The sequence below is a fragment of the Streptomyces sp. NPDC057010 genome (assembly GCF_042673805.1).
Taxonomy (GTDB): Bacteria; Actinomycetota; Actinomycetes; order Streptomycetales; family Streptomycetaceae; genus Streptomyces.
Map to the genome: position 1 here is coordinate 245,269 of NZ_JBHUSC010000005.1, position 16,803 is coordinate 262,071.

General features: G+C 73.3%; 14 protein-coding genes. 4 read left to right on the top strand and 10 right to left on the bottom strand.

What is annotated here, in order from left to right:
* Window positions 1-303: 303 nt before the first annotated feature.
* Window positions 304-1,356 carry an endonuclease/exonuclease/phosphatase family protein gene (locus ACFTXQ_RS08690; protein ID WP_382637193.1) on the top strand — a complete coding sequence of 351 codons (1,053 nt, stop codon included), beginning with the start codon at window positions 304-306 and terminating at the stop codon, window positions 1,354-1,356.
* A gap of 16 nt (window positions 1,357-1,372) precedes the next feature.
* On the opposite strand, the gene ACFTXQ_RS08695 is transcribed toward ACFTXQ_RS08690, so the two are convergent.
* From ACFTXQ_RS08695 to ACFTXQ_RS08725, 7 genes are all read right to left on the bottom strand, one after another.
* Complete coding sequence (locus ACFTXQ_RS08695; protein WP_382637196.1) at window positions 1,373-1,813, bottom strand: hypothetical protein; 441 nt, start codon at window positions 1,811-1,813, stop codon at window positions 1,373-1,375.
* Window positions 1,814-1,874: 61 nt separating this feature from the next.
* Window positions 1,875-2,741, bottom strand: coding sequence for an ATP-binding cassette domain-containing protein (locus tag ACFTXQ_RS08700; RefSeq protein ID WP_382637199.1), 867 nt, complete (start codon window positions 2,739-2,741; stop codon window positions 1,875-1,877).
* Complete coding sequence (locus ACFTXQ_RS08705) at window positions 2,738-3,760, bottom strand: ABC transporter ATP-binding protein (RefSeq protein WP_382637202.1); 1,023 nt, start codon at window positions 3,758-3,760, stop codon at window positions 2,738-2,740. Before ACFTXQ_RS08705 ends, ACFTXQ_RS08700 begins: the two co-directional genes overlap by 4 nt.
* On the bottom strand, window positions 3,757-4,632 hold the full coding sequence (locus ACFTXQ_RS08710) for an ABC transporter permease (protein ID WP_382637204.1): 876 nt from the start codon (window positions 4,630-4,632) through the stop codon (window positions 3,757-3,759). Before ACFTXQ_RS08710 ends, ACFTXQ_RS08705 begins: the two co-directional genes overlap by 4 nt.
* Window positions 4,629-5,585 (bottom strand): ABC transporter permease, encoded by a 957-nt coding sequence (locus tag ACFTXQ_RS08715; RefSeq protein ID WP_382637207.1) that lies wholly within the window; start codon window positions 5,583-5,585, stop codon window positions 4,629-4,631. The genes ACFTXQ_RS08710 and ACFTXQ_RS08715 overlap by 4 nt, the downstream gene beginning before the upstream one ends.
* An 8-nt stretch (window positions 5,586-5,593) precedes the next feature.
* Window positions 5,594-7,261 (bottom strand): ABC transporter substrate-binding protein, encoded by a 1,668-nt coding sequence (locus ACFTXQ_RS08720; protein WP_382637209.1) that lies wholly within the window; start codon window positions 7,259-7,261, stop codon window positions 5,594-5,596.
* A 124-nt stretch (window positions 7,262-7,385) separates the two neighbouring features.
* On the bottom strand, window positions 7,386-9,059 hold the full coding sequence (locus ACFTXQ_RS08725; protein WP_382637210.1) for an amidohydrolase: 1,674 nt from the start codon (window positions 9,057-9,059) through the stop codon (window positions 7,386-7,388).
* 127 nt (window positions 9,060-9,186) lie between these two features.
* Here ACFTXQ_RS08725 and ACFTXQ_RS08730 point away from each other — a divergent pair, with 127 nt between their 5' ends.
* Window positions 9,187-9,882 carry a TetR/AcrR family transcriptional regulator gene (locus ACFTXQ_RS08730; protein ID WP_382637213.1) on the top strand — a complete coding sequence of 232 codons (696 nt, stop codon included), beginning with the start codon at window positions 9,187-9,189 and terminating at the stop codon, window positions 9,880-9,882.
* A gap of 55 nt (window positions 9,883-9,937) precedes the next feature.
* On the opposite strand, the gene ACFTXQ_RS08735 is transcribed toward ACFTXQ_RS08730, so the two are convergent.
* Complete coding sequence (locus tag ACFTXQ_RS08735; protein WP_382637216.1) at window positions 9,938-11,971, bottom strand: prolyl oligopeptidase family protein; 2,034 nt, start codon at window positions 11,969-11,971, stop codon at window positions 9,938-9,940.
* A 29-nt stretch (window positions 11,972-12,000) separates the two neighbouring features.
* Window positions 12,001-13,050 carry an AI-2E family transporter gene (locus ACFTXQ_RS08740; protein ID WP_382637219.1) on the bottom strand — a complete coding sequence of 350 codons (1,050 nt, stop codon included), beginning with the start codon at window positions 13,048-13,050 and terminating at the stop codon, window positions 12,001-12,003.
* 155 nt (window positions 13,051-13,205) lie between these two features.
* Between ACFTXQ_RS08740 and ACFTXQ_RS08745 the strand changes: the two genes are divergently transcribed.
* Complete coding sequence (locus ACFTXQ_RS08745; RefSeq protein WP_382637222.1) at window positions 13,206-14,495, top strand: MFS transporter; 1,290 nt, start codon at window positions 13,206-13,208, stop codon at window positions 14,493-14,495.
* Window positions 14,496-14,681: 186 nt separating this feature from the next.
* Window positions 14,682-15,977, top strand: coding sequence for a radical SAM protein (locus ACFTXQ_RS08750; protein WP_382637407.1), 1,296 nt, complete (start codon window positions 14,682-14,684; stop codon window positions 15,975-15,977).
* Here the strand turns inward: ACFTXQ_RS08750 and ACFTXQ_RS08755 are convergent.
* Entirely contained in the window at window positions 15,890-16,789 is a 900-nt protein-coding gene (locus tag ACFTXQ_RS08755; RefSeq protein WP_382637224.1) for a glycoside hydrolase family 20 zincin-like fold domain-containing protein, read from the bottom strand. The genes ACFTXQ_RS08750 and ACFTXQ_RS08755 overlap by 88 nt on opposite strands.
* Window positions 16,790-16,803 lie beyond the last annotated feature (14 nt).

Sequence of the window (16,803 nt, forward strand, 5' to 3'; positions counted from 1 at the left end):
GGCCCGCGCCATCCTAGGGGCGGTGCGCGTGCGGGCCGGGGCCCGGGTGTCGGCAGGGCCGGTTTTCACCCGGTCGGGGCCGGCCGTGCCGGTGCGGCGCAAGGCTTCGGGGCTCCGCCCCGAACCCCGCGCCTCAAACGCCGGCGAGGCTGGATTCAACCCAGGGGGCGAGAACTGGAAGGGTTTGGTGCGCGTCCTGAAGGTCATGACCGTGATCGTCAAGGGGCGCCCGCGGGCGGGTGCCGAGCCCGCCTCGCGCGGCGGGCCGGGTGCAGCCGACCCGCGCCGTGAAGTGGTCGCACCGTGACGAACCCTCCGGCCGGCCCCACCCCTGACGGCCGCCGCGCCCCGTGCCCCGCCTCCGGACGCCGGGGGCGGGTGTGTGCCGGGGCGCCCCCGCAGGGCGCCGAACGCAGTACCGGCCGGAGGCGGGGCCGCCAGGCGGTCGCCGCGCTCTGCGTGCTCACCGTCCTCGTGATGCTGCTGCACCGCTGGATCCCCAACCGCATCGGCAACCTCGGCAGCCTGGTCGAGACCTTCCTGCCGTGGACCGGCGCGGTGGTCCTGCCGGCGGCCCTGGCCGGCCTCGTGAGCCGGTCGCGCCCCGTCCTGATCGCCGTCCTGCTCCCGGCGCTCACCTGGACCGCGCTGTACGCCCCCGCGCTCCTCGACCGCGGCACGGGCGGCACCGGCGGCACCGGCGGCACGGCCGACCTCACCGTCGTCACGCACAACGTGGACGACGCGAATCCCGACCCGGTCGGCACGGCCCGCGCCCTGGCCGCGTCGGGCGCCGGGCTGATCGCCCTGGAGGAACTCGTCCAGCCCGCGGTGCGCCAGTACGAGCAGACGCTGGCCGAGACCCACCCGTACCACGTGGTCGAAGGCACAGTCGGCCTGTGGAGCACGTTCCCGCTGCGCGACCCGGCCCGGGTGCAGGTGACCTCGTGGAGGGTCGCGCTGCGCGCCACCGCCGAGACCCCCGAGGGCCCCCTCACCGTCTACGTGGCCCACCTCCCCTCCGTACGGGTACGCCCGTCAGGGTTCACCACCGCCAACCGGAACGAAGCCGTCGGCCGGCTGGCCACCGCGCTCGACACGGCCCCGCCCGGCCGCACCCTGCTGGTCGGCGACTTCAACGGAACCACCGACGACCGGGCCCTCGCCCCGGTGGTGGACGGCTTCCGCTCCGCCCACGAAGCGGCGGGCGCGGGCTTCGGCTTCAGCTGGCCCGCACGCCTCCCCTTCGCCCGCATCGACCAGATCCTGGTCCGCGGCCTCACCCCGGTCTCGGCGTGGACCCTGCCGGCCACCGCCAGCGACCACCTGCCCGTGGCGGCCTCGCTGCGGCTGTGAGCGCGAAGCAGGGGTCTCAGCGCGGGAGCGGGAACAGCTGCTCGCCGTCGAACCCGAGGGCCCGGCTGTTGCTGGTCAGGAGCTGGAGGCCCGGTTCGAGGGCGAGGAGGTCGCGCAGGCTGCGCACCGCCCGGTCGGTGAGGTGCTGGCCGCCGTCGATGACGAGCAGCAGGTCCTGGCCGGTGATCCAGGGCAGCTCCGGCCGCTCCGGGGCGGGCGGGACCGTGCCGCCCGGCGAGAGGCCGCAGAGGGCCGCAGTCAGCTCCGCTTCGCCCGTCTTGTGCTCCAGCGTCACCAGGGCGGTGCCGGCGACGAAGTTGGACCGCAGCCGGCACGCCACGGCGGTGGCGAGCCGGCTCCGGTCCTCGGCACCCTGTCCGGTGACGGTGACGATCCGGCTCCGCCGGACGGCGGACATGAGCGCGGACAGCTCCGTGGACAATGGTGTGCTCTGCATGAATCCCCCGTGTGGTGCTGCGCGTGGCGCGCTGGTCATTTCGCGCCACACAAGGGGTTGATTATGAGCCACTCGGGCGGATCGCGGAACCTCCTCCCGAGGTGAGCGGGTCGAGCGCGCGCCGCCGCCGTCCAATCGAGTCCGGGTCCCATCCCGGGCGCGGCACGGACGCGAGCAGCAGCCGGGTGTAGGGATGCCGCGGATCGGCGAGGAGTTCGGCGACGGGACGGTGCTCCATGGTGCGCCCGCGGTACATGACCAGTGCCTCGTCGCAGACGTAGCGCACGACCGCCAGGTCGTGGCTGACGAAGACCAACCCGATCCCGGTGTCGCGCCGGATGTCGGACAGCAGGTTGAGCACCTGCGCCTGGACGGACACGTCCAGCGCGGACACCGCCTCGTCGAGCACGAGGACGTCGGGCCGGACGGCCAGCGCCCGGGCGATCGCGGCGCGTTGGCGCTGGCCGCCGGAGAGGTGGCGGGGCAGCGCGGCGGCCTCGCGGTCCCCGAGGCCGACCTGGGCCAGCAGTTCCCTGACCCGGTCGGCCCGCACCGCGCGGTCGTGGCATCCGTGCAGGCGCAGCACGCCGTCGATGGTCGCGCCGATGCCGATGCGGGCGTCCAGGGAGAGGTAGGGGTCCTGAAAGACGATCTGGACGGCCTTGGCCCGGGCCAGCCGGGCCGCTCGGCCGCGTACGGGTCCGGCGGCCGGCGCCTGGCCCCGTACGAGGATCTCCCCGGCGTCCGGGCGTTCGAGCCCGATCAGCATGCGGGCCGTGGTGGTCTTCCCGGAACCGGATTCCCCGACGATGCCGAGGGCGCCGCCCGCCGGCAGCGTGAAGGACAGGTCGTCGACGGCGACGACCTGCGTCCCGCCCGTACGGTAGGTCTTGCGCAGGCCGGTCACGCGCAGGAGGTCGGTGGTCACCTGCCCTCCTTCACGGGCCGGACGGAAGCGGGGTCAGGGGAAGCGGCGGCCCCGATGCGGCCGTCGAGTTCGGCGGCCCGGTGGCAGGCGACCTCGGCCGGTCCGTGCCGGAGCAGCGGTGGCGGGGACTGGTCGCAGCGGCCGGGCTCGGCGAACCGGCAGCGGGGCGCGAAGGCGCAGCCCGGCGCCGTTTCCAGGAGGCCCATCGGCGCGCCGGGGATCGGGGTCAGCCGTCCGACGGGGCCCTCCAGCGGCGGGGACGAACCGAGCAGCCCGGCCGTGTAGGGGTGCCGGGGGTGGGCGAACAGCTCGGCGACGGGTGCGGTCTCGACGATCCGGCCCGCGTACATCACGTGGATCCGGTCGCCGACGGCGGCCGCCAGCTCGATGTCGTGGGTGATCAGGAGCAGTCCGAGGCCGCGTTCGCGCCGCAATCGGCCGAGGACGGCCAGGATCTCCGCCTGGGTGCTGACGTCGAGGGCGGTGGTCGGCTCGTCGCACAGCAGCAGGCGGGGTTCGGCGGTGAGGGCCGCGGCGATCACGACGCGCTGGAGCATGCCGCCGGAGAGCTCGTGCGGGTACTGGTTCATGTGCCGGACGGGATCGGGCAGGCCTGCCGCGCCGAGCAGCTCGACCGCCCTGGCGTTCGCCCGGTCCCTGGACCAGCCGTGGACCAGGCGCAGCGGTTCGGTGAGGAAGTCCCCCACGCGGCGTACGGGGTTGATGGCGGCCCGGGGGTCCTGGTAGATCATCGCCGCCTTGGCCGTCCGGACCTCCCGCAGTCCCGCGGGGTCGGCTCCGACCACGTCGGTCCCGTCCACGCGGACCCGGCCGGAGACCTCGGCGTCCGCCGGGAAGAGGCCGAGGGCGGCGCGTGCGGTGACGGACTTGCCGGATCCGGATTCCCCGACCAGGGCGACGGTCTCCCCGGCCGTGACGGTCAGGCCGATGCCGTCGAGGATCGGGCGGGCCGTGTGGGGCAGGGTGACGGTGAGGCCTTCGTAGGCGAGCAGTGTCATCGGGGGTCCCTTCCCGCGAGCCGGTCGCCGAGGTCTTCCCCGACGACGTTGAAGGCGACGACGACCAGGACGACGGCGACGGCCGGCACGACGGCGGACAGCGGGCGGCCCTGGAGCACGGCGGCCTGCCCCTGGTTGATCATGGCGCCCCAGTCGGGGGTCGGCGGCTGCACGCCCAGCCCCAGGAACGAGAGGGCGGCGAGGTCGAGCAGCGCGTATCCGAAGTTCACCGTCGACTGGGCGAGCAGCGTGGGGGCGATGTTGGGCAGGATCCTGCGGACGGTGACGAAGAGGGCGGAGTGGCCCTGCACCCGGTAGGCGGCCACGTAGGGGCGGGCCTTCTCCTGGACGGCCAGGGCGCGCACCAGGCGTGCCGTGTACGGCATGTAGGCGATCGCCATGGCGAGGACGGGGGCGGTCATCCCCTTGCCGAACAGGGCCACGGCGAGGATCGCGAGCAGCAGCGCGGGGAAGGCGAAGAGGACGTCGAGGATCCGGCCGGTCAGGGCATCGAGCCGGCCGCCCCGCCAGGCGGTGAACAGGCCGACGGCGATGCCGATGAGGGTGGAGGACAGGACGACGGCGAGCGGTCCGGCGAGGCTGGTGCGGGTGCCTGCGATCAGGGCGGAGAAGGTGTCGTGGCCGCCCTGGTCGGTGCCCAGCCAGTGTGCGGCGCCGGGGCCCAGGAGGGTGTCGCCGAGGTGCCCGAAGGTGGGGTCCTGCGGCGTGAGCCAGGGGGCGAGGAGTGCGACGAGGACGAACAGGACGAGGAGCAGCAGGCAGGCCCGCTGGAGCCGGCCGCCGCCGAGGCGCCGGAGCCGGGTGAAGGGACGGCGGACGGGGCCCGCCGGGGTGGTGGCGGGTGCGGTCATCGTGCGCTCCCCGCCGCCGTGGTGCGCGGATCGATCAGTGGATGGACGAGGTCGACGAGGGCGTTGACCACGACGAACGCGGCCACGACGAGCAGGACGATCGCCTGGACGACCTGGAAGTCGAGCTGGTCCACCGACTGGACGAGCAGGGATCCCACCCCGGACATTCCGAAGGCGGTCTCGACGATCGCCGTGCTGACCAGCATTCCCGAGACGAGGAGCGCGGAGACCGTCACGATCGGCCCGAGCGCGTTGCGCAGGACGTGGCGGCGGATGACGGTGCGCCGGGGCGTTCCCCGGCTCAGGGCCACCTCGACGTGCTCGCGGCGCAGTTCGTCGAGCATCGCGGAGCGGGTCACGCGGGTGACCAGCGCGACGAAGGTGACGGAGAGGGCGGCGGCGGGCAGCACCACGTGGTGCAGCCGGTCCAGGAGGCCGGTGCCGTTCCCGATGGTCGGGAACCAGCCGAGCCGCACCCCGAACACCGACCGGAGCAGGAGCGCGGCGACGAAGGCGGGTGCGGCGGCGCCCACCGTCACCAGGAGCATCAGGGAGCGGTCGGTTCGGGTTCCGCGGCGCAGCGCGCCGAGCATCCCGGCGCCGATCCCGAACACCGCGATCATCAGGGCGGATACGCCGATCAGCAGCAGGGACGAGGGCAGCCGCGACCAGATGACGGAGGAGACGTCCTGGTGGAAGAGGTGGGAGCGGCCGAGGTCGCCGTGCAGGACGCCTTCGAGCCAGTGCCAGTACCGGACGAGGAACGGCTCGTCGAAGCCGTACTGGCGGCGCATCTCGGCGAGTTCCCGCGGGCTGGGGCTGCGCCCCTTGACGAGGAAGGCGGCGGGGTCGCCGGGTGCGAGGAACAGCGAGGAGAAGACGAGGAAGGAGGTCGTGAGCAGGGTCGCCGCCATGCCGGCCAGGCGGCGGGCCACCCGTCCGGCACGGGCCACCGCCGGCGTCATCCCTTCGCTCCGATCTCGGCGGCCCACGGGTGGTAGAGGTAGGCGATGGACGGCTGGACGCCGGTGATCCGCTTGCCCAGGAAGACGCTGACTGGCTGGGTGTACAGCGGCAGCCAGGGCAGTTCGGTCAGGGCGATCCGCTGGGCCTCGGCGTTGGCCGTGGCGTGCCCGTCGGGGTCGTGGGCCGCGACGGCCCGGTCGACGGCCTGGTCGAAGGCGGGGTCGGACCAGTTGCCGTAATTGCTGAACGCGCCGGTCTGCAGGGAGCCGTACATGTCCAGCGGGTCGGTGATGGAGGTGTACCAGAAGGTCAGGAACAGGTCGACGCCCTCGCGTGCCGCCGGGTCGGTGAAGAGGGTCGTGTACTTCTCGGGGGAGACGGAGTCGATCTGCGGCTTGAGGCCGATGGCGGTGGCGGCCTGGGCGACGGCCTGCGTGATGATGGTCGTCTGGGAGTCGAGCGGGCTGGTCGCGATCACGATCTTCTGGCCGTCGACCCCGGCCTCGGCGGCGAGGGCCTTGGCCTTGGCCGGGTCGTACGGGTACTTCGGCAGGTCCTTCAGGAGCGCTTCGCGGGTCGCCGCGGGCGCGTCGGCCCAGAGGTTGTCGGTGACGAGCGAGTCGGCGACCTCGCCGACCCCGCCGGCGCCGGCCTTGACGATGCCCTTGCGGTCGATGGCCATGAGCAGGGCCCGGCGGACGCGGGCGTCGCCGAGGGGGCCCTTGAGGTTGCCCACCACCTCGTCGGCGACGGTGGTGTTGCGGCCGAAGTACAGCGTTCCGGCCTGGGTCGCGCCCAGTTGGGCGTAGGCGTTCGGCGGGACCATCCAGCCGCCGTCGACCTCGCCGCTCTGGAAGGCGTTGACGCGGGTCGTGGCGTCGGCGAGGAAGACGAACCGCACCTGGCCCGACTTGGCCTTCAGTTCGGGGTTCCAGTAGTCGTCGAACCGCTTGAGCGTGAGCGACTGGCCCGAGGTCCACGACGCGAAGGAGAACGGGCCGGTGCAGTTCACCCCGGTCTGCGGATTGCCGTAGTCCTTACCGGCCTTGGCGAGGGTGGCGGCGGATTCCACGGTGCCGGGGCCGGCGGCGAGGTACTTGTTGAAGGTGGAGTCCGGTTTGGCCAGGGTGACGGTGACTTCCATCGGTCCGGTCCGGTCGACGGACCGCACGTTCTTGTACTGGTTGGCCCAGACGCTTGCCGTCGCGGGGTCGAGGTTGCGGCGCAGCGAGGCGACGACGTCGTCCGCGGTGAGCGCCGTCCCGTCGTGGAACCGGACGCCGGGGCGGATCTGATACACCCAGGTGGTGGGCGTGGGGTTGGTGTACGAGGCCGCGAGGTTGGGCGAGGTCGTCAGATCGGGGTTCCACCGCAGCAGGCTCTCGCAGACGTTGGAGAGGATCTGGTTCGGCGGGAAGTCGAACGAGTAGGCGTAGTCGATGGTGGTCGGCTCCGCGTAGACGGACCAGGTGAAGGAGTCCAGGTTTCCGGCAGGGGCGGGGGTCCGGTCGGTGAGCCGGTAGGAGGCGGTCTGGTCCTTGGCCGGGTGCGCGGTGCCGCTGCACGCGCTCGTGACGAGCGCCGCGGCCGCGGCGAGCCCGGCGGCCGCTGCGTTCCTGGTCCTGCTGCGGCGGTGGGGGGATCCCGGTCGGGCTGATGACATCGGCTGGCTCCCTGAGGTGAGCGGGGCGAGGGGGTGCGGGGATGTGGTGCGGGGATGCGGTGAGCGCGTTCGGGTGTGGGTGCGGGGTGACGGCCGGTGGCGGCCCGGTCGGTGACCCCGCCGTTCAGCCCGCGGCGGTGTAGACGGGTTCGCCGTCGATGTAGGTGCGGGTCACGCGGGTCCGGGCGATCTCCTCGGCGGGGTGCGCGAAGGGGTCGCGGTCGAGGACGACGAGGTCCGCGTACTTGCCGGGCTCGACGGTGCCGGTGACGTCGTCGAGGTGGTTGGCCCAGGCGCTGCCCGCCGTGTAGGCGGTGAGCGCCTCGGCCAGGGTCAGGGCCTGCTCGGGGAAGAAGGGCTTGCCCGGCACCTCACCGGGCACCTCGTCGGGGACGACGCGGTTGACGGCGACGTGGACGCCCCAGAGCGGGTTGGGGCTGCTCACCATCCAGTCGCTGCCGGCGACGAGCCGGGCTCCGGCCCGCCTCAGGTCACCGAACGGGTACTGCAGGGCGGCTCGTTCCGGTCCCAGGAAGGGGATCGTCAGCTCGTCCATCTGCGGCTCGTGGGCGGCCCACAGGGCCTGGATGTTGGCTGCCGCCCCCAGGCTCGCGAAGCGCCCGATGTCGTCGGGGTGGACGATCTGGAGGTGGGCGAGGTGGTGGCGGTTGTCGTTGGCGCCGTTGGCCGCGCGGGCCGCGGCGAGGGCGTCGAGCGCCTCCCGTACGGCACGGTCCCCCAGCGCGTGGAAGTGGATCTGGAAGCCGGAGCGGTCGAGCCGGGTCACCGCTTCGGTGAGCAGTCCGGGATCGACGAAGCTGAGCCCGGAGTTCGCGGTGGCGCAGCCGCAGCCGTCGAGGTAGGGCTCCAGGAGGCCGGCCGTGAAGTTCTCCGCGATGCCGTCCTGCATGATCTTGACGCTGGTGGCGTTGAAGCGGCCCACCCTGCCGGTGCGGCGGCGTTCCTCCAGCTCGGGTATCTGCTCCAGGCCGCGTTCGCGGTCCCACCACAGGGCCCCGACGACGCGTACGCGCAGGACGTCCTCGCGGGCGGCGCGCACGTAGACGCCGAGGTTGTCGGGGTTGCCGGGGAAGGCGCCGATCATGGCGTCCTGCCAGGCGGTCACCCCGAGGGAGAGCAGGTGCTCCTGGGCGGCGAGCAGCCCGGCGTACGCCTCGTCAGGGGTCGCGAGGGGCACGTGCCGTGCCACCAGTTCCACGGCGCCCTCCTGGAGGGTGCCGGCGGGGGTTCCGTCGGGTTCCCGTTCGATACGGCCGTCCGCCGGGTCGGGGGTGTCCCGGTCGACGCCGGCGACGCGGAAGGCCAGGGTGTTGGCCCAGGCGCCGTGGCCGTCGCGGTTGCCGAGCATGACGGGCCGGTCCGGGACCACCCGGTCGAGCATGGCCCGGGTGGGCGTGCCGCCGGGGAAGACGTCCATCGACCAGCCGCCCCCGCGGATCCAGGAGTCCCCGGGGTGCCGGCGGGCGTACTCGGCCACCACGGCCAGGTAGCCGTCGAGGGAGTGCTGCTCGCTGAGGTCGCAGCCGAGCATCTGGACCCCGGCGACCACGGGGTGGACGTGGGCGTCCTGGAAGCCGGGGAGGAGGAGGCCGCCGGCGAGGTCGACCACCTCGGTGCCGGCGTCGGCGAGTGCGCGCACCGCGTCCTCGGTGTCGACGGCGAGGATCCGGCCGCCCCCGATGGCGACCGCCGCGTCGACGGGGGCCGGGCCGGTGGCGGTGAAGACCTTCCCTCCCACGAAAACGGTGTCGGCCCGCTGACTGGTGTTCTTCCGCATCGACGCGTCCTCCGGCTCGGCGGGCGGTGCCGCCCGGCGTGTTGTTGAGGAGGAGTGAACGGGAGCGCAACGGTGTTGTCAACGGTGTTGCGCACATCGTGTCGCCCCTCGCTACACTGGCCGCACCATGCCGAAGCCATCCGCCACTCCCGCCCGGTCCAAGCGCGCGGGCAGCCAGCTCACGCCCGACGCGATCATCGAAGCGAGCCTGCGCATCGCGGCCCGCGGCAGCGAGGACGCCTTCACCGTCCGCCGGCTCGGCGAGGAGCTGGGCGCCGACCCCACGGCGATCTACCGGCACTTCCGTGACAAGGACGAGCTGCTGCTGTCGGTCGCCGACCGCACGCTCGGGGAGGTGCTCGACAGCATCCCCGAGGGCCTCGGCTGGAAGGACCGGCTGCGCGCCCTCGCGGCGGGCTCCCTCGACGTCGCGCTGAAGTACCCGGTGGTCGGCTCGACCATGGCCAGCCGCACCACCCGCAGGCCCAACGAGTTCCGGGTCGTCGAGCTCATCCTGGGCGCGGTGACGGAGGCGGGGCTCGACGGGGCGGAGGCCGCCGTGCACTACCGCATGGTCGGCGACTCGCTGCTCGCCTTCGTCGGCCAGCGCGCCGCCTACCTGCTGTTCCCGCCGGACGTCCGGGAGGCGGACGAGGCCTCCTGGAACCGCGAGTACCGCATGGTCGACCCGGAGGGGTTCCCCCACATCACCCGTCTGAGTGCCCGCTTGGCGGAGGTCACGGAGGAGCAGATCTTCCTGGCCCGGGTCGAGGCCCTGATCACCGCGATCGAGACCCGGGTCGAGGCGCTCCGCCGGGCGTAGTCGCGGCGTGCCGTGCGGTCCCCGCCGTGGCCGGTGCCGCGGCGGGGACCGGGGTTCACCGCCGCGGGGTCAGCCGCTCCCACAGGAAGGTGTGGACCAGGGCCTCGTTGAAGGCGGTCTGGGCGTGGTCGGTGGCGCCCGCGTGGCCGCCGCCGATGTGCTCGTGGAAGAGCACCGGATGGCCGTGCTCGCGCAGCCGGGCGGCCATCTTGCGGGCATGGCCGGGGTGGACCCGGTCGTCCCGGGTCGAGGTCAGCAGGAGCGTCGGAGGGTACGGGTCCCCCTCGGCCCGGACCCGGTGGTAGGGGGAGATCTCCTCCAGGTGCGGGCGGTCGGCCGGGTTGTCGGGGTCTCCGTACTCGGCGGTCCAGCTGGCGCCCGCGAGCAGCCGGTGGAAGCGGAGCATGTCCATCAGCGGCACGTGCGCGACGACGGCCCCGAAGAGCTCCGGATAGCGGGTGAGCATCGCGCCCATGAGCAGGCCGCCGTTGCTGCCGCCCTCGATGCCCAGCTGGGCGGGGGTCGCGATGCCGCGGGCGGTGAGGTCGCGGGCGACCGCGGCGAAGTCCTCGAACGCCCGGACCCGGTCCGCCCCGAGGGCCGCCTTGTGCCAGTCCGGCCCGTACTCGTGCCCGCCGCGGATGCCCGCGACGACGTACGTGCCGCCGCGCGCGAGCCAGGCCCGCCCGGTGACCGCGCTGTAGTACGGGACCATCGAGATCTCGAAGCCGCCGTACCCGTACAGCAGGGTCGGCCCGGGCCCCGGCCGGTCCTCGGGGCCGACCACGAAGTACGGGACCCGCGTGCCGTCCGCCGAGACCGCGAAGTACTGGCGTACGGAGAGACCGGCGGTGTCGAAGAGCGCACGGCCCTGCTTGACGCTCTCGCCGGGGCCCCCGCCCGCCGTGCCCCGGTAGAGGGTGGACGGCTGGAGGTAGCCGGAGACGTCCACGAAGTACTCGTCGCTCACGTCCGGGTCGGTGCAGGTGACGGACGCGGTGGACAGCGGCGGCACGTCGGCCAGCGGTGCGCGGTGCCAGCCGCCGGTGCCCGGTCCCGGGGTGAGGATCTCCATCCGGGAGGAGACGTCGGCATGGGTGGTGAGGATCAGGTGGTGGCGGGTCCAGCTCCAGCCGGCGAGCGCGGTGCGCTCGTCCGGCGTGAACAGCACCGCCGCCTCCCGCTCCCCCGCCCGGAAGGCGTCGAAGTCGAAGGCGAGCAGACTGCCCGCCTCGTGGCCCAGCCACGGCGACTTCGGGGCGACGAGCAGCCATTCCCGGTGGACGGAGGCGTCGGCGTCGTCCGGTACGTCGACCTTCAGCGGAGAACCGGCGGTGCCGTCGTCAGGGAGGAGGAACAGCTCGTGGTTCCAGAAGTCGATCTGCCGGTGGACGAAGTCCCGTTCGAAGCCGGGGGTGTCATCGTGCCATCCGGAGGCCGACATGTCGGAGGACCGGCCCTCGTAGACGAGTTCCGCCTCGGCCAGGGGCGTGCCGCGCCGCCAGCGGCGTACCTGGAGCGGGTAGCCGGACCCGGACATCGAGCCGGGGCCGAAATCCGTCCCGACCCAGACGTGGTCGCGGTCGATCCACCCGATCGTGGTCTTGGCCTCCTCGACCTCGAACCCGCCGGCGACGAACTCCCGGGTCTCCAGGTCGAACTCGCGCACCACGCAGGCGTCCGCCCCGTCCCTCGACAGCAGCACGAGGGCCCGGTGGTATTCCGGGCCCAGGACGCGGCTGCCCGCCCAGGCCCACTTCTCGCCTTCGGCCCCGGCCAGCGCGTCCAGGTCCAGGACCGGCTCCCAGGCGGGCCGGTCCTTGCGGTACTCCTCCAGGGTGGTGCGCCGCCACAGCCCGCGGACGTGGTCGGCGTCCTGCCAGAAGTCGTAGAGGTGGCGGCCCCGGCGGACGACATACGGGATCCGGCCGTCGTCGTCCAGGACCTCGCGGATCCCGGTCTCCAGCACCTTGAACCCGGGGGCCCCGGCCAGCGCGGCCACGGTCTCGGCGTTGCGCTCGCGGACCCAGCCGAGGGCGGCCTCGCCGGTGATGTCTTCCAGCCAGAGATACGGGTCTTCATCGCTCATCCGGCGATTGTGCACGACCCGGGCACCGGTCAGGACGAGACCCCGTGGCGGGCGGCGCGCAGCGCCTGGCGCACCGACCAGGTCACCGAGACCAGCGGGACCGCGACCACGGCGCCGACCACCCCGGCGGCGATCGCTCCGGCCACCACCGAGATCGCGACCACCAGCGGGTGCAGCCGGACGGCCCGGCTCATCACCAGCGGGTGCAGCAGGTGGCCCTCGATCTGGCCGATGACCACGATCAGCGCCACCACCACCCCCGCGATCAGCGGCCCCTTCGCGGCGAGGGCCACCACCGCGGCGACCGCGAGCGCCACCGGCGATCCGACGAGGGGCACGAAGGCCGCGAAGAACTCCAGCAGCGCGAGCGGCACGGCCAGCGGGACACCGAGGAAGTAGAGCGCCAGGCCCACCAGCACGGCGTTCGTCGCCGCGACGATCACGATGCCGTGGGTGTAGCCGGTGAAGGTGCGCCACGCCGCGCGCCCGGCGACCGCCACGCGGTCGCGCGCCCCCTCGGGCAGCTGCGCGCAGAACCACGCCCACTGGCGTTCGCCGCCGTGCAGGAAGAAGACGGAGGAGAAGACCGCGAGCACGAGCACGGCGAGCACCTGCACCAGGTGCCCGGCCCCGCTGAGCGCCGTACTGAGCAGGGTCGAGCGGTGGCTCGAAAGGAAGGCGCCGATGTGGGACTGGACGTCGGCCAGCGCCCGCGGGTTCATCCGGAAGGGCGGCTTCTCCAGCCACTGCTCGATGCTGTCCAGCCCCGCGCGGAACTCCCGTACGAGGGTCGTGCTCTCCCCCGCCACCGCCTCGCCGACGAACGCCAGGACGCCCAGCACCAGCAGCGCGCTGCCGACCAGGGAGACGGCGACCGCCAGGGACCTGGGGACGACGCGCGCCAGGATCCGGGTGGGGCGCGCGAGCATGGCGGTGACGACCAGGCCGAGGAAGAGCGCCACCGCGATCTCGTGGAAGCGGCCGAGCACCGCGAAGACCGCGTACACGGCGGCGCCGACGACCAGCAGGCGCCAGGCGTAGGAGGCGGCCGTACGGAGGAACGCTGACACCGGCGGCATGACCCATGGCTGCCACGGCCGGCCGGCGATGGCACGCCCCGGAGCGCGTATTCGCCCGTACGCGCAGGCTCGGGCGGGTCCGGAGCCCCTGCGCGCACCGTGCGGCGGGAAAATGCGTTGCCCGGAGCGGGGCCGAGCACGGACGATGGCCCGTCGTGAGTACCTCCCGCCTGTCCGCCGTCCTGCCCGATCTCGCCCCCTGGCGATCCAGCCGCGACTTCCGGCTGCTGTTCTTCCAGGGAACGGTCACCTTCTTCGGTTCGTTCATGGCGATGATCGCGCTGCCGCTGCAGATCAAGCACCTGACGGGCTCGCCGCTTGCGGTCGGCGCGATGGGTGCGGTGGAGCTGGTTCCGCTCGTGGTCTGCGGGCTGTACGGGGGCGCCCTCGCCGACGCCGTGGACCGGCGGCGCCTGATCCTGCTGACCGAGGCCGGGCTCGGGGTCCTGGCCCTGGTGCTGCTGGTGAACGCCCTGCTGCCGAGCCCGCTGCTGTGGCCGCTGTACGTGGTGGCGGCCGGGGTGGCGGCGCTGGCCGGCCTCCAGCGGCCGGCCATGGACTCACTGCTGGCGCGGATCGTCCCGCACGAGCAGCTGACGGCCGCCGCCGCGCTCAACGGGCTGCGCTACCAGTTCGGCGCGATCGCCGGTCCGGCCCTGGCGGGCCTCGTCGTCGCCTTCGCCGGCTACGCGGCCGCGTACTGCGTCACCGTCGCGGGGTTCCTCGTATCGGTGCTGCTGTGCCTGCGCCTGGCGCCGGCCCCGCCCGCGAAGGACGCCGAGCGTCCGTCGCTGCGCGGCATCGCGGAGGGGGCGCGCTTCGCCTGGAGCCGTCCGGTGCTGCTCGGCACCTACGCCGTCGACCTCGCGGCCATGTTCTTCGCCTACCCGAACACGATCTTCCCGTTCCTCGCGGACGAGCTCGACGCCGTGTGGGCCCTCGGCCTGATGTACGCCGCGGGCGCGGTCGGATCGATGCTGCTGGGGCTGACGAGCGGCTGGACCTCGCGCGTACGCCGGCACGGGCTGCTGGTGGTGTGCGGCGCCTCCGCGTGGGGTTTGGCCATCGCGGGCGCGGGCTGGCTGTCGAACATCTGGCTGGTGCTGCTGTGCCTCGCGGTGGCGGGCGCCGGCGACATGCTGAGCGGCCTGGGCCGCAGCACGATCTGGAACCAGACCATCCCCGAGCAGCTGCGCGGGCGCCTCGCGGGCATCGAGGTGCTCTCGTACAGCGTGGGCCCGCAGCTGGGCCAGGTCCGGGCGGGCACGATGGCCGGCTGGACGGGGACCCGGTCGGCGTTCTGGAGCGGCGGTCTGGCCTGCGTGGCCTCGGTGGCCGTCCTGGCCGCGCTGCTGCCGAAGCTGATCTCCTACGACGCGGAGACCGACGAGGACGCGCTGCGCCGCCGGGCCGCGCGCGAGGCGGAGCCGGCCGCGGCGGCCTGACCCACCGGGGCCGCGGCCCGGCGGGGCTCGCGGCCCGGTGGGCGGCCTGGTCCTCGGGGGCCCCGGCGCGGGTGAGATGATCTCCATGTAGCCGCTGTGATCGCGGAGTTCGGTGAGCCGCTCGACGAGTCGGGATGGGAGCAACACGTGGACGACCAGAGGCGTACCGCGCTGATCGAGGGCCTGATGGAGCGCTTCCCGCACGTGCCCCGGGAGGCCGTGATCAAGGAGGACCTCCTGCGCGGGGGCATGGCCTTCGACGAATCCGCGCTCAGCGGCACCGCCGACGGGGCCTCCGGAGACGTGAAGCCCAAGTCGTACTTCATCTTCTCCTTCGACCACCGCACCCTGCCCGAGCTCGGCGCGGCCGCGCTCAACCGGCCTCCCGAGGAGATCGTGCTGACCGGCGGCCCGTACGGGCTGCGCCGCACGGTCGTGTCCGTACGGGTCAACCCGGACTCCCCCTACGTCGTGCGGGGCGGCGAGGACGGCTCGCTCGGCCTGTACCTGGACGGCGCGCGGATCGCCGACGTCGGCCTGCCGCCGATGCCGGAGTACTACCGGCACACGCTCTCCAACGGCAAGTCGGTGATGGAGGTCGCCCCGACCATCCAGTGGGGCTACCTCATCTACCTGACGGTCTTCCGGGTGTGCCAGTACTTCGGCGCCAAGGAGGAGTGCCAGTTCTGCGACATCAACCACAACTGGCGCCAGCACAAGGCGGCCGGCCGCCCGTACACCGGGGTGAAGCCGGTCGAGGAGGTGCTGGAGGCCCTGGAGATCATCGACCGGTACGACACCGCGGGCACCTCCCGGGCCTACACCCTCACGGGCGGATCGATCACCTCACAGGTCGGCGGCCGTGACGAGGCCGATTTCTACGGCCACTACGCGAAGGCCATCGAGGAGCGCTTCCCCGGCCGCTGGACCGGCAAGGTCGTCGCGCAGGCGCTGCCGCGCGACGCCGTGCAGCGCTTCCACGACTACGGCATCCGGATCTACCACCCCAACTTCGAGGTGTGGGACCGCCGGCTGTTCCAGCTGCACTGCCCGGGCAAGGAACGCTACGTCGGGCGCGACGAGTGGCACCGCCGGATCCTGGACTCCGCCGAGGTCTTCGGCCCGCGCAACGTGATCCCCAACTTCGTGGCGGGCATCGAGATGGCGGAGCCGTTCGGGTTCACGAAGGTCGGTGAGGCGATCGAATCCACCACCGAGGGCCTGCGGTTCTTCATGTCGAACGGGGTCGTGCCGCGCTTCACCACCTGGTGTCCGGAGCCGACGACCCCGCTGGGCAAGGCCAACCCGCTGGGCGCGCCGCTCGAGTACCACATCCGTCTGCTGGAGGCCTACCGGGCGACGCTGGAGGAGTTCGGGCTGAAGTCCCCGCCCGGCTACGGTCCGGCGGGCCCCGGTCGTGCGGTGTTCTCCGTCAGCTCGTTCATGGACAGCCTGGAAGGGCTTGAGGACACGGAGTCCTGACTCCCGGCCGGTGACCAGCCGAGTTCGGCGATCGCGACGATCCGCGGGAGCGCCCAGGTGCCCCAAGCGTGTGGCGGCGCCGGCGCCGGCGCGGCGTGCCGGTCCGCGAGGACCGCGATGTAGCGTCCGCCCGCGTAGCGGACGAGGTCGCGGTACTCGGCCTCGGTCCAGAGTCCGTCGGCGAGGCGCAGGCGCAGCACGTTGATCTTGTACAGGGCCAGCCGGTCCACGTACCGCTTGAGCCGGGCGGCGGTGAAGGGGCGGGCGACGATGTCGACGGCCGCGGCCCGGTGGGCGAAGCGGGGCGTGTCGGTGACCGTGCCGCCGGCCACCGTCCACGGCGCCGCGCCCCCGGACAGGAGCTGACGGAGGGTCTGGGTGCCGCGGAAGAGGCCGGCGGGCCGGTGGGCGGTGACGAGGACGCCGTCCTCGTCGGACTGGAGCCGGTAGCCCTCCTCGCCGAAGCCGCCGCCGTACGGGTCCAGCCGCAGCCGGATGCCGTCGGTGCCGGCTCCGGCGTCGGTCGCCCGCACCGGCAGTGGCAGGCGGGCGGCCCGGCGCCAGCGGGCGGCCAGCTGTTCGCCGATGGCGCGGACCTCGGCGGAGCCGGCCGTCGTACGGATGACCGTGCGCGGACCGAGGGTGTAGCCGGGGCCGCCGGGCGCGGTCGAGGCGGGCGCCGGGATGATCCGCTCGTACGGGGACGGCGGCTCGGTCCACGGGTCGGACTCGGTGGAGTGCGCAGGGTGCGCGGCGGCAACGCACAGGAGCAGGGCGCCGAGGGCCCCGCGAACGACGGGGAGCTTCACCATCCAAAGAAATAGAC